The sequence below is a fragment of the Mesorhizobium sp. B3-1-8 genome, from assembly GCF_006439495.1.
Taxonomy (GTDB): domain Bacteria; phylum Pseudomonadota; class Alphaproteobacteria; order Rhizobiales; family Rhizobiaceae; genus Mesorhizobium.
In genome coordinates, this window is sequence record NZ_VFTK01000005.1 from 57,162 (window position 1) to 83,014 (window position 25,853).

Consider the following 25,853-nt stretch of genomic DNA (forward strand, 5'->3'; position numbering starts at 1 on the left):
AACAGCAATCGCAGAAATCCTAATCAAGCGCCTTGACGCGGGGCGGTTTGTGATATTTGTTTTTGTATAAGACAAAAACAAATATTAGGGAGCGAGCCTGTGCCCGTCAAGAAAGACGCCCGGTGTCTGCGCATCGGTATCCTCGGCTGCGGCCCGATCTCGCAATTCGCGCATCTGGAATCGGCGCAGAAGGGCAGGAACGTCGTCCTGCAGGCCGTCTGTGATGCCGATGCCGATCTGGCGCGGCGGTTCGGCTCCTTCTACGACGCGACAAGCATCTACAACGACTATGACCGCATGCTCGCCGATCCGGAGGTCGAGGCGATCGTCATCGGCATTTCAGATGCCTTCCACGTTCCGGCGGCGATCAAGGCTCTCTCGGCCGGCAAGCACGTTCTTTGCGAAAAGCCGATCGCCATGTCGGTCGAGGAGGCGGAGGAGCTGAGAGGCCATGTCGAGCGCACCGGCCTGGTGCTGCAGATCGGCCATATGCTGCGTTTCGATCCAGGCATCCAGGCAGCGCACGAATTCGCCACCAAGGAGATGGGCTCGCTGCTGGCGCTGAAGGCCTGGTACTGCGATTCCACCCATCGCTACACCATGACCGATGCGGTGCAGCCGGTGCCAAGGAGCGGCGCCAAGGCGCTGAAGCCGGCCGGCGACCAGAAGGCCGATCGCCAGCGCTATTTCATGCTGGCGCATGGCAGCCATCTCGTCGATCTCGCGCGCTATCTGGCGGGGCCGATCAAGTCTGTGCAGGCCCGCCTGCTCGAACGCTTCGGCGCCCATTGCTGGTTCGTGGACACGGAATTCGAAAATGGCGCGCTCGGCCATCTCGATCTGACGCTGCCGGTCCGGATGGATTGGCACGAAGGCTTCCAGCTCTATGGCGAGAACGGCAGCGCCATCGGCAAGCTCTTCAATCCCTGGTATTACAAGTCGAGCGAGGTCGACATCTTCCGCGAGAGCAGCGCTTCCTCCGAGCGCGTACTGGGCGCCGACGGGCATTTCTATCGCCGCCAGCTCGAAGGCTTCGCCGACGTCGTGCTCACCGGCGTGCCGATGAACGGCGCTTCGATCGAGGACGGCGTCGCTTCCATCCGCGCCATGGTGGCGATCGGCCAGTCGGTCCGCAGCGGCAAGCCCGTCGATCTGGCGGACGCCTCGGGGCCGGTCTGATGTATCCCGCAATCTTTGCCCGGACCTATCCGCTCGGCCCCGTCGACCAGCTGCTCTGGGCGATCGGGCAAGACGGCTATGAGGGCATGCAGTTCAACCTGTCATGCCTGGGATTGGCCAGCCTTCCGGACACCGTTCCGGCCGCCGAGCTTTCGGCCTTCGCCGAAGCCGCCCGCGCGCAGGACCTGGCGATTGCCGGCCTCTCCGGCACATACAACATGGCTCATCCCGATGCGGCGGTGCGCCGTGCCGCCCGCGCCCGCTTCGCCAATGTCGTCGCCGCCGCGCCGCTGCTTGGCGCGCCGATCGTGACGCTGTGCACCGGCTCGCGCAACGCCGGCGACATGTGGGCAGCCCACCCCGACAATGCCTCGCCGGCCGCCTGGGCTGATCTGCGCGCCGAGCTCGATGCGGCGCTCGAGCTTGCCGAGAAGCACGATGTGCGGCTCGGCATCGAGCCCGAGCCCGGCAATGTCGTCGCCGACGCCATTCTCGCGCGGCGGATCCTCGACGAGGTCAGGAGCCCGCGCCTCGGCATCATCCTCGACGCCGCCAATCTCGTCGGCGACAGACTGAGCGATCAGGCCCGCGTCATGGAAGAGGCGGTGGACTTGCTCGGCGAGCACATCATCCTGGCGCATGCCAAGGACATCGACCGGGCCGGCACGGTTGTCGCCACCGGCGCCGGCGCCGTCGACCTCCACCGGTTCCTGCGGCTGCTGCGCTCCTGCGGCTACGGCCAGGCGGTCGTCGCGCATGGCTTCGGGCATAAGGATGCGGCCGCGTCGGGCGCGGCTCTGCGCACGCTTCTTGAGGACGTGTCATGACCGCCGGCACCTTCACCACTGCTGACGGCTGTGCGCTTGCCTTCGATGTCGCGGGCAAAGGATACCCGGTGCTCTGGCAGCACGGGCTCGGCGCGCCTCTCGACCAGCCGGTCGAGGTGTTTCCCGAAGACACCGGTCTGCAACGCGTCACGCTGATGTGCCGGGGCCACGGCGCCTCCGCGCTTGGCGATCCGTCGCGCCTGTCGATCGCGCAGTTCGCCGACGATGCCTTGGCGCTGCTCGACCATCTCGGCATCGAGCAGGCTGCGGTCGGCGGCATCTCGCTGGGCGCGGCGATTGCGCTGCGGCTGGCAGACTTTCCTGCTCCGCGCGTGGCGAAGCTGGTGCTGGCGCGGCCGGCCTGGGTGGACGCGCCTTCCATCGAGCGCCAGCACGGCTATCACGTCGCGGCGCGGTACCTCGAAAAATACGGCGCCGAAGAAGGCGCGGAGCGTTTTGGCGTATCGTCGGAGTTCCTTGAGGTCCTTGCGGCCTCGCCGGACAATGCGGCCTCGCTCATCGGCTTCTTCAAGCGGCCGCGGCCCGATACCACGATCGCGCTTCTGTCGCGCATTCCGCTCGACTGGCCGGGCGTGAGCCGCGCCCGGATCGAGGCCATCCGGCGGCCGGTTCTGATCATCGGCAACGACCAGGATTACGTCCACCCTCTGGCCTATGCGCGCGAGCTGGCCGGTCTCATTCCGGGCGCCCGGCTGGCCGAGATCACGTCGAAGACGGTCGATCGCGCGGCCTATGTCGCCGAGTTCCGGAACGCCTTGGCAGACTTCCTTCCTGACAGGGGAGGCGACCGATGACACGCGCCTCGATCCGCTCGATCCTGGTCGTCGATGTCGGCGGCACCTCGGTCAAATGCGGCATGGTCGTCGACCGTGTCCCGCAGGCCGGCGAGCGCCTCTTCCCGTCCGCCTTGATGCGCAACGCCGATCCCGTCGGCAGCTTCGCCAGGCTCGTCAGGGAGTTCTGCGCCGAGGCGGGCCTCACCCCCGACCTGATGGTCTCGACCGTTCCCGGCTTCATCGATACCGACGGCGACCGCGTCCTGTTCGCCGGCAATGTCCCCGAGCTCAACGGCCACCACCTGGCGAGCGAGCTTGGCGCGCTGCTTGGCTTCCCCGTCATCATCGAACGCGACTCTGTCCTTGTGCTGGCGGGTGAGGTGATCGCGGGCGCTGCGAAAGGCGCCGACAGCGTGCTTGGCCTGTTCTTCGGCACCGGTGTCGGCGGCGCTTTCCTGCAGGGCGGCGAAGCCTTTCGCGGCGGCGGCTGGGCGCTGGAGATCGGCCATATGCCTTTCGGCAATGAGGGCAGGACCCTGGAAGGACTGCGCACGGACTGCCTGGAAACCTACGTCTCCGGCCGCGCTCTGGAAGTGATCGCCGCCAGGCACGGCGTTCCCGTCATCGAGGTTTTTGTCCAGTCCCGGCGCATCCCCGGGCTTGGTGCGGACATCGACCGGTTCGTGCGCGATCAGGCGCTCGCCATCGGCACGGCGGTGGCGCTGTTTTCCCCGGCCACGGTCGTGCTCGGAGGAGGGGTCTGCGCGATCGAGGAATTTCCGCGCCGGCAATTGGAGGAACTGGTGGCGCTCCGGGCGCCCTTCGCCGAGACGGGCCGCCCGATGGACCTACGCTGGGCCGGGCTCGGCTGGCGCGCCGTCCTCTATGGCGGCCTCAAGGCCGCCGACGACTGTGCCGCGGCTCGATCGATGCCTGCATCCGAAGCGGAGCAAGAACGGGAGTCCCTGCCATGAGCCTATTGGAGCTGAAGAGCATCTCGCGCCAGTTCGGCGCTATCCACGCCGTCGAGGACGTGTCGTTCAAGATCGAGCCCGGCGAGATCGTCGGCCTGATGGGCGACAACGGCGCCGGCAAGTCGACGCTGGTCAAGATGATCGCCGGCAACTTTCCGGCCTCGTCCGGCAAGATGGTGTTCGACGGCAAGGAGGTGCAATTCAACCAGCCGTCCGACGCCCGCCGCGCCGGCATCGAGATCGTCTACCAGGACCTGGCGCTTTGCGACAATCTGAGCGCCGCCGCCAACGTCTTCCTCGGCCGCGAGATCATGCGCTCGGTCGGCCCGTTCAAATTCCTCGACCATCGCAAGATGCGCGAGCGCGCCGCCGAGCTGTTCCGCGAGCTGCAGTCGGAGACGCGGCCGCGCGACGTGGTCAAGCGCATGTCGGGCGGCCAGCGCCAGGCGGTCGCGATCGCCCGCACCCGCCTGGCCGACGCCAAGCTGGTGCTGATGGACGAGCCGACCGCCGCGATCTCGGTGCGCCAGGTCGCCGAGGTGCTGGCGCTGATCAAGCGCCTCAAGGAGCGCGGCGTCGCCGTCATCCTGATCTCGCACCGCATGCCCGACGTGTTCGGCGTGTGCGAGCGCATCATGGTGCTGCGGCGCGGCCATCTGGTCGCCAACAAGCTCGCTTCGACCAGCTCGCCCGAGGAAATCACCGCCTTGATCGTCGGCGCCAAGGCCGCGGCCTAAGGGCAACAGGGGAGGATGGAATGAACAAGTCTCCGGACGCCAGCAACCTGGATTCGGTCTTCAACCTGTCGGAACGCAGCAAGCTCGGCGAGATGCTGCGCAGCCAAGAATTCTGGATCGTCATCGCGGTGCTGATCATCGGCGCCGTGGTGGGCATGATCGCGCCGCGCTTCCTCACCGGCGCCAACATGGCCAACATACTGCAGAATTTCTGCTTCACCGCGCTTATGGCGATCGGCATGACGCCGGTGATCATGACCGGCGGCATCGACATCTCCGTCGGCTCCACGCTGGGCCTGACCGGCGTGCTGCTCGGCCTGTTCTGCGCCAGCGGCTACCCTTTCGCCGTCGTCGTGTTGTTCGTGCTTCTCGTCGGCGCCTTCGTAGGCATCGTCAATGGGGCGCTGGTTTCGTACCTGAAGCTGCCGCCCTTCATCGTCACGCTCGGCATGATGAGCCTCGTGCGTTCGCAGACGCTGGTCGTCACCAACAACCAGGTCGTCTACGATTTCGGCCGCGCCGGCGACACGCTGCTGGCGCTTGGCAGCGGCTCCTTCCTCGGCGTGCCGAACGTGCTGTGGGCGGTGATCGTTTCGGCCGTCGTCATGCAGTGGCTGCTGTCGATGACCAGATGGGGCCGCTACGTGCGCGCCATCGGCGGCAATGAAAATGCCGCGCGTCTTTCCGGCATCCCGGTCGATCGCGTCAAGGTTTCGACCTACGCGCTGCTCGGCGCCATGACCGGCATGACGGCGATCTTCCTCGTCGGCTGGATGGGCGCCGCCACCAACGCGCTCGGCCAGGGCCAGGAGCTGCAGGTCATCGCCGCGACCGTCATCGGCGGCGCCAACCTGCTCGGCGGCTTCGGCACGTCCTTCGGCGCCGTCATCGGCTCGGTGCTGATCGAAGTGATCCGCAACGCCCTGTTGCTCGCCGGCGTGAACCCGTTCTGGCAGGGCACCTTCGTCGGCCTCTTCATCCTGTTCGCGGTACTGCTTGAACGGTTCCGCTCCAGCCGCGCCTAGAACCTGTCCGGACAGGTGGCCTGTTCAAGGTTCGCGCACTTTCGTGCACATAACATCAGAGAGGAGAAAACCATGAGAAGTATCGACAGACTGACCGCCCGAATGGGCGCGACCGTGATCGCGGCGGCATTCGCCGCGGGCATCAACGCGGCGCCGGCTTCGGCCGAGACCTATGCGGTGATCGTCAAGACGGTGAACGACGTCTTCAGCGCCCCGGTCAAGGACGGCTGCGAGAAGGCCGCCAAGGACCTCGGCGTCGAATGCTACTATATCGGCCCGTCGGAGGTGAACGAGGCTCAGCAGCTTCAGGTCATCAACGACGTGCTGACCAAGGGCGTCGACGGCATCGCGGTGTCCGCCACCAATCCGAAATCCGTGGCCAGGCTGCTGGAAAAGGCAAAGGCGGCCGGCATCCCGATCGTGACCTTCGACGGCGATCTGCTGCAGGAAGACGCCGGCCTGCGCTCGACCTTCATCGGCACCGACAATTACAATTTCGGCGTCGAGCTGGCCAAGAAGGTCGTCGAATACAAGCCGAAGGGCGGCACGGTCTGCATCCAGACCGGCACGGCCGGCTCGCTCAATCTCGACCTGCGCGTCCAGGGCATTCGCGACACGCTGGCCAACGTTTCCAAGGACAAGCCGGTGAAGCGCCTTGCCGGCGAGAACGGCTGGACCGAGGTCGACGGCTGCCCGATCTACAACAATGACAACATCAGCCTCGCCGCCCAGCAGATGAACGACGTGCTGGTCGCCAATCCCAAGCTCGACGCTTTCGTCGCCGTCGGCGGCTGGGCGCAATATGCGCCGTCGGCCTACCGGCAGGCGGTCGGGCGGGTGAAGGACCGCGTCGATTCCAAGGACCTCGTCATCTCCTTCGGCGACGCCTTCGCGCCCCAACTGCCGCTGCTCAAGGATGGGCTTGCCCACTACCTTGTCGGCCAGAGCCCGTACAATATGGGCTACAAGTCGATCGAGGCCCTGCATGACCTGAAGCAGGGCAAGACGGTGCCGCCCTATATCGACACCGGCTTCGTAAAGTGCACGCCCGACATGGCCGATACCTGCGGCAAGAACTGATCTTTAGACGGGCCGGCGGGAATCCCGCCGGCCCTTTACAGGATGGCGCGGTGAAGAAGCTCAGGCTTGCCGTCCTCGGCACCGGAATGATCGTGCGGCGTGCCCATCTGCCCGCATTGCTCGGCGATGCCAGGGTCGACGTGGCGGCGATCTATGGCCGCAACAAAAAGACAGCCGGCGAGCTCGCCGCCGAATTCGGGATTCCGGCGATTGCCGAGACCATCGAGGACGCGGTGAACATCGACGCCTCGATGCCGTGGCCGTCGCCTTGCCGAATTTCCTGCATCGCCATGCGGCGGAAGCGGCGATCAAAGCACGCTCGTGATCCCGCCATCCACCAGCAGCGTCTGTCCAGTGACAAAACTCGCGGCGTCCGACGCCAGGAACACCGCGGCGCCCGCCAGTTCCTCGACATCGCCCCAGCGCCGCATCGGCGTGCGGCCGGTGAGCCAGGTGGAGAATTTCTCGTCGGCGACCAGTGCGGCATTCAGCTCGGTCTTGAAATAGCCCGGCGCGATGGCGTTGACGCGCACGCCGTGCTCGCCCCATTCGCCGGCCATCGACTTGGTCAGCATGGTGATCGCCCCCTTGCTGGCCGCGTAAGGCGCGATCGAGGGCCGGGCGAGCGCGCTCTGCACCGACGACACGTTGATGATCACGCCCTTGCGGCGTTGGATCATACCTTTCACCGCGGCGCGGCTCACCTTGAAGACGCCGTCGAGATTGGTCGCCATCAGCGCGTCCCAGTCGGCATCGGAAAAAGTCTCGAGCGGCGCGCGGCGCTGGATGCCGGCATTGTTGACCAGGATGTCGATCGGCCCGGTGCCGGCTTCGCTCGCCGCAATCGCCGCATCGACCGACTGCGTGTCGGTGACGTCGATCAATGACTCCGCGACCGTGTAGCCGTTGCCGCGTAGCCTGTCGCCGGCAGCTTTGAGCTCGTCGGCCTTGCGGCCGCCTATGGTGACGCGCGCGCCGGCGGCGGCCAGCGCCTCCGCGAAGGCGAGGCCCAGCCCGCGGCTGGCGCCGGTGATGAAGGCATGCCTGCCTTCGAGGCCGAAGAGACGGCCGAGATAATCAGTCGAACGCAATTTGCACCTTCATCGATGTGTCGACGGGCATTGTCACCCTGCCCAACAGCTCAAGCAAGCGCAAGGCGTCGGCCAGCATGGTCACGCCTTTGCGGCCTGCCTCAAGCGGCGAGCCACACGTCGGTGAAGTCCAATTCGTATGTCGGATGTGCGTGGCGGTTCATCACCTGCTTGGCCGAGTGGCAATAAAGCTTCATCCAATAGGGCTGGATGATCACGCCGGACCGCTGCAGGATCGTCTCGACGTCCTTCATCACCGCCTTGCGCTTCTCGACATCGGCGGTCTTCAGCGCCTCGTCGAGCTTGGCGTCGAATTCCTTCGAGGCGAAGCCGCTCTCGTTCCACGCCTCGCCCGTGCGGTAGGCGAGAGCCAGCACCTGCACGCCCAGCGGGCGCATCGCCCAGTTGGTGGTCGAATAGGCGAATTTCGCCCAGCCGTTCCAGTAGGTCGAGGCCGGCAGCACCGTGCGCTTCACCTTGAAGCCGGCTTCGCGCAACTGCGAAGCGATCGCGTCGGCGGTGTTCTTGCGGTAGTCGTCGTCGATCGAGAACAGCTCGTGCTCGTAGCCCATCTGGCCGGCCTCGGTCATCAGGCGCTTGGCCTCGTCGAGATCGCGCTTGATCGGCGGCAGCTCCGCATATTCGGGATGGATGCGGCAGACATGGTGGTTCTCGCCCACTTCGCCGGCGCCGGCCAAGCCGAGTTTCAGCACCACCGAATTGTCGACGGCAAGCTGCAATGCGCGCCGCACGCGCTCGTCCGTATAGGGCGCGGTCGTCGCATTGGCGCGGGCGACCACCGTCGAGGCCGACAGGATCTCGCTCTTGGTCAGGCCCATGCCGTCGAACACCGCGATGAAGTCGCCATTGCTGTCGAGATTGGTATGCACCTCGCCGGCCTCGAAGGCGCTGACCAGCGCGTTGGGATCGACGCCGTAATCGATCATCTCGATGCCGTCGAGCAGCGCTTCGCCGCCCCACCATTTGCCGTTGGCGCGGCGCTTGAACACCGCGCGCTGGCCGACATCGAGCGATACCAATTCGAAGGCGCCGGTGCCGATCGGATGCTTGGCGAGATCGCCGCCGCTGGCGTCGAAATCGCGATGCACGAGCAGCGCCGGATAATCGGCGAGATTGGGGATCACCGTCACGTCCGGCGCCGAGAGGTTGAGCACGACCGTGTGGTCGTCGACCTTCTCGATGGCGTCGGCGCGCAGCTTGCCGCTGTCGCCCTCGGTGAGGCCGGCAAAGCGCCGCGCCATCGAATTGCCGGCGGCCGCGGTATCGCACCAGCGGTTGAAGTTGAAGATCACGTCGTCGGCGCTGAAGGCATCGCCATTGTTCCAGGTCGCGTCCTTGCGCAGATAGAGCGTGTAGCGGGTGGCGTCGTCGTTCACCTCCCAGCGCTCGGCAAGCATCGGCTTGAAGGTGAAGGTTTCCGTGTAGCGCACCAGCGGCTCGAGGAACTGCCGGCCGATATTGCCGAGATCGGAGGAATCGAACGTGCGCGGATCCTTCAGCCCCGGCACCAGCATCGCAACTTTCAGCACGCCGCCGCGCTTCGGCTCGTCGGCTCGTGCCTCGGTCGGTGCGGCAAGGCCCGCCATCGCATAGGCCGCTGCGGTGGAGGCGCCGAGCGCGCTGGCCACCGCCAGGAACTCGCGACGATCGACCCTGCCTTGTCTCACCGCGGCCTCCCATCCGCCGAGGATGGATGGCAATTTGCGCGTTTCGGTGCTCATTGTTTGGTCCCCTGTTGGTTGGTGCGCTCAGGCGGCCGCCGCCCGCCTTGGCTTCCGCAAAGTCTTGACGCCGGCCATTTCGACGAAGTTGGTCGCCGACTCCCACAGATAGTCGCCGTAGAGGAACGGCGCGAAATCGCTGGCGCCCTTGATCGGCAGCGGCGCGATCTCGGCGTCGACGCGCGGCTCGTAGAAGAAGGGGATGGAGTAGCGCGCCGTCTTCGGCGCGATCACCCGGTGGCGCGTCGCCTGCACCACACCGCCTGTCCAGCGCTCCAGCAACTGCCCGAAATTCACCGCCAGCGTGCCGTCTGCGGGCGGCACGTCGATCCACTCGCCGGCATGGTTCCTGGCCTGCAGGCCTTCGACGCCGTCCTGCGCCAGCAGCGTGACGAAGCCGGAATCGGCATGCTCGCGGCCGATGACCAGCCGCCGTTCGCCCTTGTGCATGACCGAATATTCAGGCTTCGACAGGTCGACCGCGCCATCCTCGGTGCGCAGCGGATAACAGATCAGCCTGAGCGTCGAGATGCCGCCCTGGAAATGGCCGTCGAAAATGTCGTCCTCGAGCCCGAGGCTGCGCGCGATCGAGGCCATCAGCGCCGCGCCGACCTTTTCCATCGAGCGGTAGTAATGCGCTGCCGCCGCCTTCCATCCTGGAACATCGTTCTCGGCCGGCAGCGGCGTGCGTTCGAGCAGCGGATCGTCGGCCGTGAATTCGGCGTCGGCATGCGCGATGTCCGGCCCCATGTCGATGCCTTCCTTGTAGGACACTGCGGTCGGCTGCAGCGGGAACCAGCCGCGATAATAGTTCGATTTCGACGGATCGAAATTCCAGCGCAGCAGCTTCTGCTTTTCCGCGTCCGGCAAGTCGAAGATCTTCAGCAACTCGCCGCGCCGCTCGCGCGTCAAAAGCTCCGCGCCCGGAAAGCCGCGCGCGGTCATGAAGCCGATGCCGGAGGCAGCAGTGAAGATCTGGCGGTCTGCTTCGTCGCGGGCAGGCGACGGCGGGCCGAACAGCGGCGCGATGTTGATGGCGGGGATGCCCCCGGTGGTGTCGTCGCTCATCTCATGATCCTTGCGATGCTTGGGACTGGGCGTGCCGCAGTCGAATCCGCCGACAGGCGCGAGCACGCCATGAGGCGCGGCCCTTGCTCATTGTCTGGAAGGATTTCTGGATTGCCTGGCATCGCGATCCGTTTCGTTCCGACGCCTTGCCGGTCGGAGAAAAGCGGCTCGAACCCGGTGCCATGGTGGGAAGAAACGTCCAACAGGCAGGCAGCTTTGTCAAGCGTGGGCTGGCGGTTGACAGACCGTCCGGCCTGAACGACAGTCGCGCCACCCCATGGCACAGGGCTTTCAAGGGAACGAGCCGCAATTCGACAGGTCGCAGCGCGACCCAGCGGAGAAGCGAGATGCTCGACGAAAGCCGTATCGATCCAACCAACTGTGATTTTCGCGGACGCCCATTGGCACGTGTTCGTTTCGCTGCGAACCAACGTTAGGCGAGGGCGCTCATGTCCATCTCAGGTAAGAACGACATCGACTGGAAGGCCTTTGCCCGAGCGCTAGGCGGCATCGAGACGTTCGACACGCCCTCGATCGTGAAGAAGCGCTCGCGCGATTTCTTCTGGTATAGCCCGATCCTCAGCCGTGAATTGTCGTCCTGTTTCGGCGATCTCGTCGCCGCGCCGGTTACGCTGGACGAACTGGCGCGCTGCCTGGCGGTGGCCGCCGAATGGCGGGTACCTGTCGTCGTCCGGGGCGGAGGCACCGGCAATTACGGCCAGGCGGTGCCGGTGGATGGCGGGCTGATCGTCGACATGACCGGCATCTCGCGCTTGCTGGAAATCGGTTCCGACACGGTGCGCGCCGAGGCCGGCGCCCGCATCGGCGATATCAACGCCGCACTCGGGCGCCACGGTCGCGAGCTGCCGATCGTGCCCTCGACCGAAGCCATTGCCACCATTGGCGGCTTCATCGCCGGCGGCTCCGGCGGCATCGGTTCGATCCGCCACGGCATGCTGCGCGATGGCAAGAACATCCAGGCGATCACGGTGCTGTCGATGGAGAAGCTACCGCGGCGCCACGTCTTCACCGGCCCCGAAATCCTCGCTATCCATCATGCCTGGGGGCTGAACGGCGTCATCACCGAGGTGACGCTCGGCACCATCGCGTCGCCGCGCTGGCGCAACATCATCGCCTCGTTCGACACCTATCGGCAGGCCTTCGAGGCCGGCATCGCGCTCGGCAACGCGCGCTCGCTGAACCTCAAGCTGCTGACAACGATAGACGGCCGCATCGCGGCTTCGATAACCAAGCTCGGGGAACTCGCAAGGCGCCGGCGCAATCTCGCCATCGTCATCGTCGCCGAGCCGGATGCGGCGGCGGTTCGCGATGTGCTGCGCGACCATGGCGGCACGGTCGAGATCGACCTCGACGCGGATGGCATTGCTGCCTCCGGCCTGCCGGCGCTCTCCGAATTTTCCTACAACCACACCACGCTGCAGGTGCTGAAGCAGGACCGCACTGTCACCAACCTGCAGGTGACTTGTCCTGCGCCGCTCGATAGCGGCCTGATAGAGCCGCTGCAGGAAATCTTCGGCGACGAGGTGCTGATGCATCACGAATTCGCGCTGCTCGACGACCGGCTGGTCGCCTTCGACCTGCCGATCCTGCGCTACACCGACGACGCGCGCCTGACGGAAATCACAGCCATCTATGAAGCGCATGGACTGGGCACTTCAAACCCGCATGTTCCCTATGTCGAAGGCGGCAGCATGAAGCCGGATTTCAAACATCTGGCGTGGAAGAAGCGGCTCGACCCGGGCGGCCTGCTCAACTCGGCGAAATCGCGTTTCTGGAACGAGGTGAAGCATTTGTCGGCCGAAGAGATCGAGGCCTTGCCTCGCCGGCGGATGAAGGATCGCAGATAAACTGGTTTTGGCGCCTGCGCGACTTGTGCCGCGCAGGCAGGTTACGCTGCTAGTGCAAGTAACCGAGCAGCCAAAGAATAAGGATGACGGGCAAAGGTATCCCGATAAGCCAAAGCAATCCGCCTCGCAGCATGACGATCTCCAAAATGTTGCTATGTGAGGCAACGCTAATGCGCGATCTTGGTTCCTCGCCCGCGTTTCGTACGCTCGCGGCTGGCAGATATTCACACCTTCGCGAGAATCGTCTCGGCGGATCCGCAGTTGGTCATGAAGCCGCTACGCCGCAGCAGCGCGCCGCCGTCAGCTGTTTGTGCTGACCTCCTAAGACCTTGTGGCCATTTGTCTAAAGGCGATGAGAAGCCTCCAATTTCGTCCTTGAAAATTGCCGCTTTTTCTCGCGGAGACGAAGCTGATTTATGGCTCTAACCCATTCAATTTCTTACAGGAATTTAATGTCTGCCGGAATTGCACGATAAAATCCGCGCGCCTATGCTTCGAATAGGATCGCGCCATTGTACCTGCCTTGGGCATGTCTGACGGCGCGATCGGCGACGGTTCGACGAGCGGCTCTGCGCGGCGGACCTTACTGGATGCGGCTCGAAGGACAGGTGAGAGAAGTGGACGACGAAGTCGTCAGCAGGCGCAAGCGCCGCAATGTGCCCGCGCCCCCGAGCGAGCCGCTGGCCGAGGTCCGGCCGCCGGTCGCGCGCCGCTCGCGGCGCGGCTGGATCGTCGCGCTGCTCTTGGTCGTTGCGGCGGCCGGGGTCGCGTTCTGGCTGCATCCTGTTCAGGTTCAGCAGCAAGGCGGCCACCGTGGCGGCCGTTTCCGCGGCGGCGATCTTGCGCAGCCGGTTGCCGTTGCGCCCGTGGCGCAGGCCGATATTCCGATCGTGCTCGAGGCGCTGGGCACCGTCACCCCGCTCTCGACCGTGACGGTTCGCGCGCAGGTCAGCGGCCAGATCACCCAGATCGGCTTCACCGAGGGCCAGAACGTGAAGAGGGGCGATTTCCTCGCTCAGATCGACGACCGCACGCTGAACGCCTCGCTGCATCAATGGCAGGGCCAGCTGGAGCATGACCAGGCGCTGCTTGCCGATGCCAAGCTCGACCTCGACCGCGACCTGAAGCTCACCTCCAGCGCCATAACCCAGCAGGCGGTCGACCTGCAGCGCGCGACGGTGCAGTCCGACGAGGGCACGGTGATGTCCGACCAGGCGCAGATCGAGGCCGTGCAGGTCAACATCGCCAACAGCCATATCACCGCGCCCGCCGACGGCCGCATCGGACTGCGCCTCATCGACCAGGGCAATTACGTCACGCCGGGCGACGCCACTGGCATCGCGGTGATCGCTCAGATGCAGCCGATCTCGGTTCTGTTCTCGCTGCCAGAGGACAGCCTGGCGCAAGTGCTGGAACAGACGCATGGCAATGCCGGGCTCAAAGCCACCTTGTTCGACCGCAACGGCACCAAAGAGATCGCCGAAGGCGCGCTGCAGACGATCGACAACCAGATCGATCCGACCACCGGCACGGTGAAGCTGCGCGCCGTCTTCCCCAACACCGATGGCGTGCTCTATCCCAACCAGTTCGTCAACGTGCATCTGCTTGTGCGCACCCTGACCGGCGTCAGCGTGCTGCCCAACGCGGCCATCCAGCACGGCGCGCCAGGCACTTTCGTCTACCAGCTCAACGACGACAGCACCGTCTCGGTGAAGACCGTTATGCTCGGCCCGGGCAACGCCACCGTCACGCAGCTGCTCTCCGGCCTGGCGCCAGGCGCCAAGGTCGTGGTCGACGGCGTCGACCGGCTGAAGGACGGGGCCAAGGTCACCGTGCCCGACAATGCCGTGCCAGCCTCGGGAACAGCGCCGGCCGCCGGCGCCGCGCCCGCGCAGCCGCAAGCAACTGGGGCGAGCAGCCCGGCTGCCGGCACGCCGCCGGCCAGCTCCGGCAACACGCCCGCCAATTCCGGCAACGCCGCCGCGGCCACCAATGGCCAGGGCGGCCGGGCAGGCGAGGGCGCGGACGCATCGGGCGATGCTTCCGGCCGTAAGCATCACCGCCACCATCGCCGCGACGGCGGCGCCAATGCCGGCAGCGGCGACAATGGCGGCGACAGCGGCCAGGGCCAATGAGCACGCCGAGCGGCCTCGTCTCCGGCTGGTTGAACCCGTCGCGGCCGTTCATCCTGCGGCCGGTGGCCACCACGCTTATCATGGCGACCATCCTGATCGTCGGCATGATCGCATACATGTTCCTGCCGCTCTCGGCTTTGCCCGAGGTCGACTATCCGACGATCCAGGTTCAGACCTTCTATCCCGGCGCCAGCCCCGAGGTGATGACGACCTCGGTCACGGCACCGCTGGAGCGCCAGTTCGGCCAGATGCCTGGGCTGGAGCAGATGTCGTCGGGCTCTTCCGCCGGCGCCTCGGTCATCACGCTGCGCTTCAGCCTCGACCTCAGCCTCGACATCGCCGAGCAGGAGGTGCAGGCGGCGATCAACGCGTCGGGCAATCTTCTGCCCGCCGACCTGCCGGCGCCGCCGATCTACGCCAAGGTCAACCCGGCCGACGCGCCGATCCTGACGCTGGCGATCACCTCGAAGACGCTGCCGCTGACGCAAGTCGAGAACTATGCCGAGACCCGGCTGGCGCAGAAGATATCGCAGCTTCCCGGCGTCGGCCTGGTCAGCATCTCCGGCGGCGAGCGGCCGGCCGTGCGCGTGCAGGTGAAGCTCAAGGCGCTGGCCGCCATGGGCCTCAATATCGACGATCTGCGCACCACCATCGGCACGCTCAACGTCAACACGCCGAAGGGCAGCTTCGACGGGCCGGCGCGCTCCTACACCATCAACGCCAACGACCAGGTCGCCGATCCCAAGACCTATGCCGACATGGTGATCGCCTATCGCAACGGCGCGCCGGTGCGGCTGGGCGAGGTGGCCGACATCATCGAAGGCCCCGAGAATTCCAGGCTGGGCGCCTGGGAAAACCGCACGCCGGCAATCATCCTCAACATCCAGCGCCAGCCGGGCGCCAATGTCATCCGCGTCGTCGACGGCGTGAAGGCGCTGCTGCCGCAATTGCGCGCCGGCCTGCCGGCGGCGCTCAGCGTCGAGCCGCTGACCGACCGCACCACCACCATCCGCGCCTCGGTCGACGACGTCCAGTTCGAGCTGGCGATGGCGGCGCTGCTGGTCGTCCTCGTCACCTTCCTGTTCCTGCGCAACATCCCGGCGACGATCATCCCCAGCCTGTCGGTGCCGCTCTCCTTGGTCGGCACTTTCGCGGTGATGTATCTGTGGGGCTTCAGTCTCGACAATCTGTCCTTGATGGCGCTCACCATCGCGTCCGGATTCGTCATCGACGACGCCATCGTCATGATCGAGAACATCTCGCGCTTCATCGAGCATGGCGACGATCCGGTGACCGCCGCGCTCGAAGGCTCGGCCCAGATCGGCTTCACCATCATCTCGCTCACCGTCTCGCTGATCGCGGTGCTGATCCCGCTTCTGTTCATGGGCGACGTCGTCGGCCGCCTGTTCCACGAATTCGCCATCACTCTAGCCATCGCCATCGTCATTTCGGCCATCGTCTCGCTGACCTTGGTGCCGATGCTCTGCGCCAGGCTGTTGAAGCCGCCGGCCGAGCGCAGGCCGGGCGCGCTGTCGCGCTGGAGCGAGGGCGCCTTCCACGCGGTCGCCAATGGCTATGGCGCTGCGCTGCGCTGGGTGCTCGACCGCCAGGCGCTGACGCTGCTGGTCGCGGTCGCAACGCTGGCGCTCACCGTCTATCTCTACATCGCCATCCCGAAGGGCTTCTTCCCGGTGCAGGATACCGGCGCCATCTCGGCCATCACCGAAGCGGCGGGCTCGGCTTCCTATGCCGACATGGCGGCGCACCAGCAGGCGCTGGCCGACGCCATCCTGAAGGATCCCGATGTCGCCAGCCTGTCGTCCTTCATCGGCGTCGACGGCCAGAACATGACCGCCAACAGCGGCCACATGCTGATCAATCTGAAACCGCGCGACGAGCGCACTGACGACGCCGGCGCCATCATCCGCCGGCTGACGCAGGAGACGGCCCAAGTCACCGGGATAGCGCTGCACATGCAGCCGGTGCAGGACCTGACGGTCGATTCCACGATCAGCGCTTCGCAATACCAGTATGTGCTGCAGGATTCCGATCCGGTCGAGCTGGCGGCATGGACGACCAAGCTAACCGACAGGCTCACGGCGCTTCCCGAACTCGCCGATGTCGCCAGCGACAGCCAGCAGAGCGGGCTTGCCGTCGACGTCACCATCGACCGCGCCACGGCGGCGCGCTTCGGCATCACGCCGGCAACGGTCGACAATGCGCTTTACGACGCCTTCGGCCAGCGCATCATCTCCACCATCTTCACCCAGTCGAACGAATACCGCGTCATCCTCGAAGCCGATCCATCGGTCGGCCAGACGCCGGCCTCGCTGGGCTCGATCTATTTGCCGTCCTCGGGCGCCGGCCAGGTGCCGCTGTCGGCGATCGCCAGCATCAATGTCCGGCAGGCGCCGCTGCTGGTGAACCACCTGGCGCAATTCCCGGCCGCGACCATTTCGTTCAACCTTGCCCCCGGCGTTTCGCTCGGTGATGCCACCGCGGCGATCACCGCCGCCGAGAAGGACATGCGGCCGCCCGCAGGCCTGACGACCGGCTTCCAGGGCGCGGCCCTTGCGCTGCAGAGCTCGCTGTCCAACGAATTGCTTCTGGTGCTGGCGGCGGTCTCGACGGTCTATGTCGTGCTCGGCGTGCTCTACGAAAGCTTCATCCATCCGCTGACCATTCTGTCCACGCTGCCCTCGGCAACCGTCGGCGCGCTGGTCGCGCTGATGCTCGCCGGCCATGACCTCGATGTCATCGGCATCATCGGCATCGTGCTGCTCGTCGGCATCGTCAAGAAGAACGCCATCATGATGATCGACTTCGCGCTGCAGGCAGAGCGGCTGCAGGGGCTCGATCCGCGCGAGGCGATCTACGAGGCGTGCCTGCTCAGGCTACGCCCGATCCTGATGACGACGTTCGCCGCGCTCTTCGGCGCGCTGCCGCTTCTGGTCGGCGGCCTGGCCGGCTCGGAATTGCACCAGCCGCTCGGCATCACCATCGTCGGCGGCCTTATCGTCAGCCAGGTGCTGACGCTGTTCACCACGCCGGTCATCTATCTTGCCTTCGACCGGCTGACGCGGCGCGGCGCCGGCGTCGTCGAAGCCTCCGCCGGCGGGTCCGCGCCGTGAACCTCTCGGCCCCGTTCATCGCGCGGCCGGTCGCCACGACGCTGCTCGCGATCGGCCTCGCCGCCGCCGGGCTGATCGCCTATTTCAATTTGCCCGTGGCACCTTTGCCCAAGGTCGATTTCCCCACCATCTCGGTGCAGGCCTCGATGGCGGGCGCGAGCCCCGACACGATGGCGACCGATGTCGCGGCGCCGCTGGAGCGCCATCTCGGCCAGATCGCCGGCGTCTCCGAGATGACCTCGCGCTCCGGCACCGGCTCGACCAATGTCGTGCTGCAATTCGACCTCGACCGCGACATCAACGGCGCGGCGCGCGACGTCCAGGCCGCCATCAACGCCGCGCGCGCCGACCTGCCGTCCGACCTGCGCAGCAACCCGACCTACCGCAAATACAATCCCGCCGACTCGCCCGTAATGATCCTGGCGCTGACCTCGCGCACGCTGACGCCCGGCCAGCTCTACGATGCCGCCGCGACCGTGCTGCAGCAGCGCCTGTCGCAGGTCGAGGGCATCGGCAATGTCGACCTCGGCGGCTCGTCGCTGCCGGCGGTGCGCGTCGAGCTCAATCCCGGCGCGCTGTTCCACTACGGCATCGGCCTGGAGGATGTGCGCGCCGCCCTTGCCTCGGCCAACGCGCGCAGCCCGAAAGGTTTCGAGGAAGACGGCGCGCTGCGCTACCAGCTCTACACCAACGACCAGGCGAGCCATGCCGCCGATTTTCGCGATCTGGTGATTGCCTGGCGCAACAATGCGGCGGTCAGGCTGCGCGACATCGCCGATGTCGAGGATTCCGTCGAGGACGTGCGCAATCTCGGTCTGGCCAATGGCGAGCCGGCGGTGCTTCTGGTGCTCTACCGCGAGCCCAACGCCAACATCATCGAGACCGTCGACCGCGTCCGCGCCCTGATCCCGACGCTGCAGGCCTCCGTGCCGGCCGACGCGCGGCTCGGCATCGCCACCGACGGCTCGACCACCATTCGCGGTTCGCTGCACGACACCGAGCTGACGCTGGTGCTGGCGGTGCTGTTGGTTATCCTCGTGGTGTTCTGCTTCCTGCGCGACTGGCGCGCGGCGCTGATCCCGAGCGTCGCGCTGGTCGTCTCGATCCTCGGCACTTTCGGCGCCATGTACCTGCTCGGCTTCACGCTCGACAATCTGTCGCTGATGGCGCTCACAATCGCCACCGGCTTTGTCGTCGACGATGCCATCGTGGTGCTGGAAAACATCACGCGCCACATCGAGGACGGCATGCCGCGCGGCAGGGCGGCGCTGGTCGGCGCCAGGGAAGTCGGCTTCACGGTGCTGTCGATGAGCGCCTCGCTGGTCGCCGTCTTCCTGCCGATCCTGTTGATGGGCGGCATACTCGGCCGCCTGTTCCAGGAATTCGCCCTGACGCTGTCGCTCTCGATCGCGATTTCGCTCGTCCTGTCGCTGACGGTGACGCCGATGATGTGCGCGCATTTCCTGCGTCCGGGCGCGAGCCCGTCGACCGGACGCTCGATCCTTGCCCGCTTCGGCGAAGGCGTCTTCGAACGCGTCCGCGCCTTCTATGGCCGCTCGCTGGCCTGGTCGCTCGACAATTCGGAAATCATGCTGGTGGTGCTTCTCGCGGCCATCGTCTTCAACGTCTATCTCTATACGGTGGTGCCGAAGGGCTTCTTCCCGCAGCAGGACACCGGCGAGCTGATGGGCGGCCTGCGCGCCGACCAGGCTATCTCCTTCCAGCTGATGCGCCAGAAATTCGAGCGGCTGGAATCGATCCTCAAGAGCGACCCGGCGGTCGAGAACGTGGTCGGCTATATCGGCGGCCGGCAGACCAATTCCGGCTTCGTCCAGGTCGCGCTGAAGCCGAAGGGCGAGCGGGCGCCGCTGCAAATGGTGCTGACCCGGCTGCGCGCGCAACTCGGGCAGTTGCCCGGCGCGCAGCTCTTCCTCAATCCGCGCCAGGAGATCAGGGTCGGCGGCCGCCAGAGCCTTGCGACCTACCAGTACACGCTGCAGGCCGACACCACCGCTGATCTCGACGAATGGACGCCGAAGCTGGTCAATCTCCTCAAGCAGTCGCCGGAGCTCACCGACGTCAACTCCGACCGCGACGAGGCCGGGCTCGAAACCAACATCACGGTCGATCGCGAGAGCGCTGCGCGTCTCGGCCTGACCCCGGCCAGTATCGACGCCACGCTCTACGATGCCTTCGGCCAGCGCCAGGTGTCGACCATCTTCAACGCCCGCAACCAGTATCATGTCGTCATGGAGGTGGCGCCGCGCTATCTGCAGGATCCGAGCGCGCTGAACGGCATCTATGTCAGCACCTCGGGCGCCGCGGCCAGCGGCACGCAGCAGACCAACGCGCTGGCCGGCAGCCTGACGGGCTCGCTGCGGAACCAGGCGACCAACGCCATTGCCGTCACCGGCCATGGCAGCGCCTCGAGCGGCGCGGCGGTCAGCACCTCGGCCGAAAAAATGGTGCCATTGGCCGCCTTCAGCACCTATGGACCGGCGACCATGCCTTTATCGGTCAACCACCAGGGCCATTTCGTCGCCACGACCATTTCGTTCAATCTCGCCGACGGCGCGACGCTCGGCGACGCCTCGGCCGCGATCGACCGCGCCATGGCCGAGCTGAAGATGCCGGTCACGATCCATGGCTCCTTGGCCGGCACAGCGCTCGCCTTCCGCGCCAACCTGCTCAACGAATTGCTTTTGATCGCAGCCGCGCTTGCCACGATCTATGTCGTGCTCGGCGTGCTCTATGAAAGCTACGTCCACCCGATCACCATCCTGTCGACGCTGCCTTCGGCCGGCATCGGCGCGCTCTTGGCGCTCATCGTCACCGGCATGGAGTTCGACGTGATCTCGCTGATCGGCATCATCCTGTTGATCGGCATCGTCAAGAAGAACGCCATCATGATGATCGACATGGCCTTGCAAGCAGAGCGGCTGGAAGGGCTCTCGTCCCGCGAGGCCATCCACAAGGCGAGCGTGCAGCGCTTCCGGCCGATCATGATGACGACCTTCGCGGCGCTGCTCGGCGCCTTGCCGCTGGCGATCGAGACCGGCACGGGCGCGGAACTGCGCCAGCCGCTCGGCGCGGCGATCGTCGGCGGCCTCATTGTCTCGCAGTTGCTGACGCTCTACACGACGCCGGTCGTCTATCTCTATCTCGACCGTCTCAGCGCGAGGAAGCCATCGCTGCGACACGCGCCGGCGGAGTGACCCCGATCACTCGCCGGTGATGCGCCGGTGCACGCGACCGAGGCTCTCCGCGAAGGCCTCGAACGTGCCCCGCTCGGTCAGTTCGCGCAGCACCTGCTCGTTGATGCCGCCGCGCGTCGCATAGTCCTGCGCAAGATGCATGAAATCTTCGTCCGGCGCCGTATCCGGCGCGTTGGCCAGCGCCTTGTAGATGCTGGTAATGTAGTCGCGGGCCTTGTCGCCCGGCACACTCTGGCCGCGCACCCAGGTGTGGATCGTGTCGAGATATTTAAAATAGCTGGCATAGGTCGCGGTGACGACGCTCAGCGCATCGAATTCGCTTTGGTCCTCGACTTCGATCACGCCGCCCAGTCGGCCGAAGAACGCCGCCACGACCGGGTCCGGCGGGCAAACAAGCGTGGCGCCTTGCAGGCGGGCGATCATCGGCATCGGCAGCGCCTTGCCGACATGCGCAGCCGGCGCCACCAGCGCGGCGATCTCATCGCGTGATATCGTGGCGATCAGGCTGACGACATGATGGTCCGGCCGGAACCGCAGTTCCTTCAGCACTTCGCGCGCGATCTGCGGCCGCACCGCCAGCATGACGGTGTCGCACTGGTCGAGCACGGCCTGGTTGTCGGCGGCGATGCGTACATCCGGGAAGCGCTGGGCAAGCTCCGCGGCGATCGCCTCGTTGCGCGGCGAGACCATCACCGGCGTCGTCTCCCCCGGCAGCGATTTCAGCCCGGTGACGATGGCCGAGCTCAACGCGCCCGTGCCGACAAAGCCAAGTCTCATGGAAGTTTTCGTCCTGTTTCGGATTGCCGCCGACAATAGCGACGGTCCCGTTGCCGGCAAGGGGAGGCGACGTTCCGGCCATGCCCGCGGCCGGACCGCGCCTTGAAGATGGGCCTGGGCTGTTACCCGCGATTAAGGCCGGACTGATACATTCCGCCGCGTTCGATCGGGGAATGTGACCGTGAGCCAGCGCGCGTTCATCACTCTGCTCATCCTGATGGCGGTGCTCGTGGCACTGTCGGCGACATCGTTCCCGGGCGCCCTGATCGGCTTCCTGTTCGGCATCGCCATTGCCTTCTTCGTCGCCGGGCCGGTCATGCTGATCGGCAAGGTGCTCGATAATAACGGCATTGCGATATCCGGTCAGGCAGCCCTGTGGGTGCTCGCCGGCTTTTATGCGCTGCTCGTTCTCGCCGCGGCATTCCAGATCTGGCGCCGACTTCAGCGTCAGGAACCCGATCAGGCGCGATCCGCGGGGCTGCGGCTGGGGCTGCTCGTCGCACTCCCCGCGATGGCATGGCTGTCGGTGAACGCGATGAAGGACGCCTGGCCTTGAGGCTGCCGCAACTGCGGCAACCTCATTGACGGGCTCGGCTCACCGCTTCGGTCCAAAGCCCGGATAGGGGTTGAGCGGCACAACGGCGGCGATGTCCATCATGCCAGCCTCGATCAGTGGCAGCGTGGCAAGGTGGCCGCGCACTTCGGCGTCGTCGATCGCCTCGAACATGATGCCGGTGCCGGGAATGTCGCCGCGGTTCCAGATCTGGCGCACGGCGCCTTGCGCGTAGAGCGTCTTGCGTTGCTCGGATTCGGGCGGCAGCAGCGGAGCGAAATCGGCGTCGCTGAACTTTTCGGTGTTGCGGGTGAGCAGGGCAAAGAACTGCATGGCGGTCTCCTTTGTGGCAAGTTGATGCCGGCAGGTATCGCGCTGGCTGGCCAGACTGTCCAAGACTGATTAGGCTATAGTTGAGACTGAAAAGGTCTTGACCGTTGAAGGCGAAAAATGCTCGACCTGCGCCAGATCAGATACTTCGTCGCCGTCGCCGAGGCTGGCAATGTCGGCCGCGCCGCCGCACAATTGCACATTTCGCAATCGCCCTTGAGCCGGCAGATCATCCAGCTCGAGGAGCAACTCGGCGTCACCCTGTTCGAGCGGGCGAAGCAGCGCGTCCATCTCAACGCCGAGGGCAGGGCCTTCCTTGCCGAGGCCCGCGCCTTGCTTGCCAATGCGGCGCGGCTGGAAGAGCTCGGCCGCAACCTCGCCAGCGGCGCGACCGGCAGCCTCGCCATCGGCTATGTCGAGGGCGCGGTGCATTCCGGGCTGGTCGCCGCGATGCTGCGGGATTTTCGCAGAGAGCGGCCGGATTTCCATCTGCAATTGCGCAGCCGGCGGACAGCGGCGCAGTTCGAGGATCTGCGCCAGCGCGCGCTCGACCTCGGCTTCGTCTATTCGCCAGCGCCGGAAGGCGACCCCGATCTTGAAAGCATGCTGGTGCGGCGCGAGCCGCTGGTGCTGGCAATGCCGGAGGGTGATCCGCTCGCCGATGTCGCCGACATCCAACCTAGCCAGCTCGACGGCCGCGTCTGGATCACTGTCGTGCGCCAGCCTGGCGACACCAACCGCGCGCAGTTCCTGGCGGCCTGCGCCGAATCCGGCTTCATGCCCGATATCGCCTATGAGACGGCCGATCCCTTGACCTCGCTCGGCCTGGTCAGCGCCGGCCTCGGCCTCGCCACGGTCCAGCAAAGCCTGCGAAGCACGACACCCCCGGGCGTCGTCTTCCGCGACCTGCCGTGGTTCAAACGCAGCGTTTCGATCCACCTCGCCTGGCGGCGGAATGACCGGCGGGCGGTGATTGGGGATTTGAGGAGAGCAGTAGGCAGTAGGCAGTAGGCATGCTTTCCTATTGCCTATTGCCTATTGCCTATTGCCTATTCCCTACTGCCTACATCTTGTCTATCAACGACCGCACGCCTTCCGTCGGCGCGTCGACCGACGATCCGGCCACCATGATGGCGGCGACGATCGCATCCGGGTCGTCGACAACCAGCGGTTTTACCCGCTGCGCGGTGTGGATGAAGCCTTCGGCCGCCATGTGCTCGATCAGCGCCAGCATAGGGTCCCAGAAACCCTTGACGTTGGCAAAGACGATCGGCTTGCGGTGATGGCCGAGTTGCGCCCAGGTCATGATCTCGACGATCTCCTCCACCGTGCCGATGCCGCCCGGCAGCGCCACAAAGGCGTCGGATTTTTCGAACATGCTGTGCTTGCGCTCGTGCATGTTGTCGGTGATCAAGAGTTCGTCGAGCTTGTCGAGCGCGGTCTCGGTCGCCTCCTTGTTGATCAGGAAGCGCGGGATGATGCCGGTGACCTTGCCGCCGGCCTTGAGCGCGCCGTCGGCGACAGCGCCCATGATGCCCTTGGTGCCGCCGCCATAGATGAGGCGCAACCCGGATTTGGCAAGCGAGCGGCCAAGCGTGTGGCCGGCCTTGATATAGGCCTCGTCGCGGCCCGGAGACGAGCCGCAATAGACGCAGACGGATCGAATCGTGTTCATGGCGATGATTGGTGATGGGGACGGTTGGCCGGGTCAAGCCCGCGGACGGGCTTTTTCTTGTCGGACTCGGGAAAACAGGCTAGACCGGGCGTTAGGTGGCTAAGGGGGCAATACGGAATTATGGCTATCAATCCTTCTAAGGCGTTTTTGTTCGCGGCGGGCGGCGTTGTCGCCGTCGCGGCGGTCGCCTACGGCTCGGGCGCGCTCGACCCTTATATCAACAACCAGAAGCCGGCGCAGGTCGCGACGCTGCCGCAGACCGCTGCGAAACCGGCTGAATCCTCGAGCACGAGCACAGAGGCGCGTGTGCCCCAGGCTCCTTCAAACACAATGGCTCCGGCGAACACGATGGCGCCCGCCAATAAGATGGCGCCGGCCAACAACGCCATGGCGTCGGCCGCCCAGGCGCCCGCCGCCGCCGGTCCGACGCTGCCGACCTTCGATGTCGTGCGCGTCGAGGGCAATGGCTCGATCGTCGTCGCCGGCAGCGCAGCGCCCAAAGCCAAGGTCGAGATTTTGAATGAGGGCACGGTGCTCGGCTCGACCGATTCCGGTCCCGACGGCGCCTTCGCCATCGTGCTCGACGATCCGCTGAAGCCGGGCGACTATACGATCACCCTGCGCCAGACGGTTGGCGGCACGACCGTCGCCTCGGCCCAGACCGCCGTTGTCTCAGTGCCGCAGAGCCCGACCGGCCAGGTGCTGGCCATGGTCGAGGAGCCGGGCAAGGCCTCGCAGTTGATCACCGTTCCTGAGGCCGAGACCAAGCCGGCGGCGCCGGCCGCTAGCGATCAGGCGGCGGCGCCCACGGAGCAGGCTCCGGCACCGACCGCGTCCAGCACGGCGCCGACCGCGCCCGCCGCCACCGACCAGGCTCCGGCGACCGCGCCGGCTGTGGCCGCCGCGGCAGAGCCCAAGATCGCCGTCGAAGCGGTCGAGATCGACGGCAGCAAGATCTTCGTCGCCGGCACGGCCGATCCCGGCCGCAAGGTGCGCGCCTATGCCGACGCCATCCTGCTCGGCGACGCCAAGACTTCGGCCGACGGGCATTTCCTGATCGAAGCGACGCGCGACATTCCGGTCGGCAGCTACACCATCCATGTCGATGGCTTGGACAATGATGGCGTCAAGGTCGTCGCCCGCGCTGCCGTCCCCTTCGAGCGCGAGCCCGGCGAGTCGGTCGCCGCCGTCGCCCCAAGCGAGACAAAGCCGGCGCAGGCCAAGCCGGCCGAGACCAAGACCGCCGAAACCACGACCGAGACAGCAACGGCCGAAGCGGCCAAGCCCGCCCCGGCCGCCGGGGCTGCTGCCAAGGTTGCCGAGGCGACGCCCTCGACCGACGTGCCCGAAACGGTCGCGCCGAAGCTCGAACATGCCGACGGCTCCGTCATCATCCGCCGCAACGACACGCTCTGGCGCATCTCGCGCCGCGTCTACGGCCATGGCACTCGCTTCTCGACGATCTATCTGGCCAACAAGGACCAGATCCGCGATCCCGATCGCATCTGGCCGGGCCAGGTGTTCAAGGTGCCTTCGACTTCGAAGGAAGGCGAGGCCGCCGACATGAAGGCCATGGGCGAGCAGATGACTACCCAGACGAAGACGGAGTAGGCGATTAGCTGATCTCCCCCTTGCGGGGGGATGCCCGG

21 protein-coding genes are annotated in these 25,853 nt (G+C 65.9%); 15 read left to right on the forward strand and 6 right to left on the reverse strand.

Going from position 1 to position 25,853, the window contains the following annotated elements:
• Positions 1-99 precede the first annotated feature (99 nt).
• The 7 genes from FJ424_RS06275 to FJ424_RS06305 all read left to right on the forward strand — a co-directional run bounded on the left by FJ424_RS06275 (position 100) and on the right by FJ424_RS06305 (position 6,619).
• Positions 100-1,179, forward strand: a complete 1,080-nt coding sequence (locus FJ424_RS06275) for a Gfo/Idh/MocA family oxidoreductase (RefSeq protein WP_140651711.1) — start codon at positions 100-102, stop codon at positions 1,177-1,179.
• The gene (locus tag FJ424_RS06280; RefSeq protein ID WP_140651713.1) at positions 1,179-2,006 is read left to right on the forward strand and encodes a sugar phosphate isomerase/epimerase; all 828 of its coding nucleotides are present in this window, start codon (positions 1,179-1,181) and stop codon (positions 2,004-2,006) included. Before FJ424_RS06275 ends, FJ424_RS06280 begins: the two co-directional genes overlap by 1 nt.
• Entirely contained in the window at positions 2,003-2,821 is an 819-nt protein-coding gene (locus FJ424_RS06285) for an alpha/beta hydrolase (protein WP_140651715.1), read from the forward strand. Before FJ424_RS06280 ends, FJ424_RS06285 begins: the two co-directional genes overlap by 4 nt.
• Entirely contained in the window at positions 2,818-3,777 is a 960-nt protein-coding gene (locus FJ424_RS06290; protein WP_140651716.1) for an ROK family protein, read from the forward strand. Before FJ424_RS06285 ends, FJ424_RS06290 begins: the two co-directional genes overlap by 4 nt.
• Entirely contained in the window at positions 3,774-4,514 is a 741-nt protein-coding gene (locus FJ424_RS06295) for an ATP-binding cassette domain-containing protein (RefSeq protein ID WP_140644434.1), read from the forward strand. The genes FJ424_RS06290 and FJ424_RS06295 overlap by 4 nt, the downstream gene beginning before the upstream one ends.
• A gap of 20 nt (positions 4,515-4,534) precedes the next feature.
• Positions 4,535-5,539: an ABC transporter permease gene (locus FJ424_RS06300; RefSeq protein ID WP_140651718.1), complete on the forward strand. Its 1,005-nt coding sequence runs from the start codon at positions 4,535-4,537 to the stop codon at positions 5,537-5,539.
• Between the two features lie 72 nt (positions 5,540-5,611).
• On the forward strand, positions 5,612-6,619 hold the full coding sequence (locus FJ424_RS06305; RefSeq protein WP_140644436.1) for a sugar-binding protein: 1,008 nt from the start codon (positions 5,612-5,614) through the stop codon (positions 6,617-6,619).
• Between the two features lie 308 nt (positions 6,620-6,927).
• Here FJ424_RS06305 and FJ424_RS06310 read toward each other — a convergent pair whose 3' ends face one another.
• The 3 genes from FJ424_RS06310 to FJ424_RS06320 all read right to left on the reverse strand — a co-directional run bounded on the left by FJ424_RS06310 (position 6,928) and on the right by FJ424_RS06320 (position 10,520).
• Positions 6,928-7,710, reverse strand: coding sequence for a glucose 1-dehydrogenase (locus FJ424_RS06310; RefSeq protein WP_140651720.1), 783 nt, complete (start codon positions 7,708-7,710; stop codon positions 6,928-6,930).
• A gap of 101 nt (positions 7,711-7,811) precedes the next feature.
• A complete protein-coding gene (locus FJ424_RS06315; protein ID WP_140651722.1) occupies positions 7,812-9,452 on the reverse strand; it encodes an ABC transporter substrate-binding protein in 1,641 nt (546 codons plus the stop codon).
• Between the two features lie 27 nt (positions 9,453-9,479).
• The gene (locus tag FJ424_RS06320; RefSeq protein WP_140651724.1) at positions 9,480-10,520 is read right to left on the reverse strand and encodes a 2OG-Fe(II) oxygenase family protein; all 1,041 of its coding nucleotides are present in this window, start codon (positions 10,518-10,520) and stop codon (positions 9,480-9,482) included.
• Between the two features lie 83 nt (positions 10,521-10,603).
• On the opposite strand from FJ424_RS06320, the gene FJ424_RS06325 reads away from it, so the two are divergent.
• The 5 genes from FJ424_RS06325 (at position 10,604) to FJ424_RS06345 (ending at position 20,869) form a co-directional block, all read left to right on the forward strand.
• A complete protein-coding gene (locus FJ424_RS06325) occupies positions 10,604-10,957 on the forward strand; it encodes a hypothetical protein (protein ID WP_140651725.1) in 354 nt (117 codons plus the stop codon).
• 12 nt (positions 10,958-10,969) lie between these two features.
• Positions 10,970-12,388 (forward strand): FAD-binding oxidoreductase, encoded by a 1,419-nt coding sequence (locus tag FJ424_RS06330; RefSeq protein ID WP_140651727.1) that lies wholly within the window; start codon positions 10,970-10,972, stop codon positions 12,386-12,388.
• Positions 12,389-13,005: 617 nt separating this feature from the next.
• On the forward strand, positions 13,006-14,523 hold the full coding sequence (locus tag FJ424_RS06335) for an efflux RND transporter periplasmic adaptor subunit (RefSeq protein WP_246677160.1): 1,518 nt from the start codon (positions 13,006-13,008) through the stop codon (positions 14,521-14,523).
• A gap of 29 nt (positions 14,524-14,552) precedes the next feature.
• Positions 14,553-17,654, forward strand: a complete 3,102-nt coding sequence (locus FJ424_RS06340; RefSeq protein WP_140651941.1) for a multidrug efflux RND transporter permease subunit — start codon at positions 14,553-14,555, stop codon at positions 17,652-17,654.
• On the forward strand, positions 17,651-20,869 hold the full coding sequence (locus FJ424_RS06345; protein ID WP_140651730.1) for an efflux RND transporter permease subunit: 3,219 nt from the start codon (positions 17,651-17,653) through the stop codon (positions 20,867-20,869). The genes FJ424_RS06340 and FJ424_RS06345 overlap by 4 nt, the downstream gene beginning before the upstream one ends.
• Positions 20,870-20,875: 6 nt before the next feature.
• On the opposite strand, the gene FJ424_RS06350 is transcribed toward FJ424_RS06345, so the two are convergent.
• Complete coding sequence (locus FJ424_RS06350) at positions 20,876-21,646, reverse strand: pyrroline-5-carboxylate reductase (protein WP_140651732.1); 771 nt, start codon at positions 21,644-21,646, stop codon at positions 20,876-20,878.
• Positions 21,647-21,827: 181 nt separating this feature from the next.
• Here FJ424_RS06350 and FJ424_RS06355 point away from each other — a divergent pair, with 181 nt between their 5' ends.
• The gene (locus FJ424_RS06355; RefSeq protein WP_140651733.1) at positions 21,828-22,202 is read left to right on the forward strand and encodes a hypothetical protein; all 375 of its coding nucleotides are present in this window, start codon (positions 21,828-21,830) and stop codon (positions 22,200-22,202) included.
• A 39-nt stretch (positions 22,203-22,241) separates the two neighbouring features.
• Here the strand turns inward: FJ424_RS06355 and FJ424_RS06360 are convergent, their stop codons facing one another.
• The gene (locus FJ424_RS06360; RefSeq protein ID WP_140651735.1) at positions 22,242-22,532 is read right to left on the reverse strand and encodes a muconolactone Delta-isomerase family protein; all 291 of its coding nucleotides are present in this window, start codon (positions 22,530-22,532) and stop codon (positions 22,242-22,244) included.
• A gap of 117 nt (positions 22,533-22,649) precedes the next feature.
• Between FJ424_RS06360 and FJ424_RS06365 the strand changes: the two genes are divergently transcribed.
• On the forward strand, positions 22,650-23,540 hold the full coding sequence (locus FJ424_RS06365) for a LysR family transcriptional regulator (protein ID WP_140651736.1): 891 nt from the start codon (positions 22,650-22,652) through the stop codon (positions 23,538-23,540).
• Positions 23,541-23,592: 52 nt separating this feature from the next.
• On the opposite strand, the gene FJ424_RS06370 is transcribed toward FJ424_RS06365, so the two are convergent.
• A complete protein-coding gene (locus tag FJ424_RS06370; protein WP_140651738.1) occupies positions 23,593-24,204 on the reverse strand; it encodes a TIGR00730 family Rossman fold protein in 612 nt (203 codons plus the stop codon).
• A gap of 120 nt (positions 24,205-24,324) precedes the next feature.
• On the opposite strand from FJ424_RS06370, the gene FJ424_RS06375 reads away from it, so the two are divergent.
• Positions 24,325-25,815, forward strand: coding sequence for a LysM peptidoglycan-binding domain-containing protein (locus FJ424_RS06375; RefSeq protein WP_140651740.1), 1,491 nt, complete (start codon positions 24,325-24,327; stop codon positions 25,813-25,815).
• The last annotated feature ends 38 nt before the right edge of the window (positions 25,816-25,853 follow it).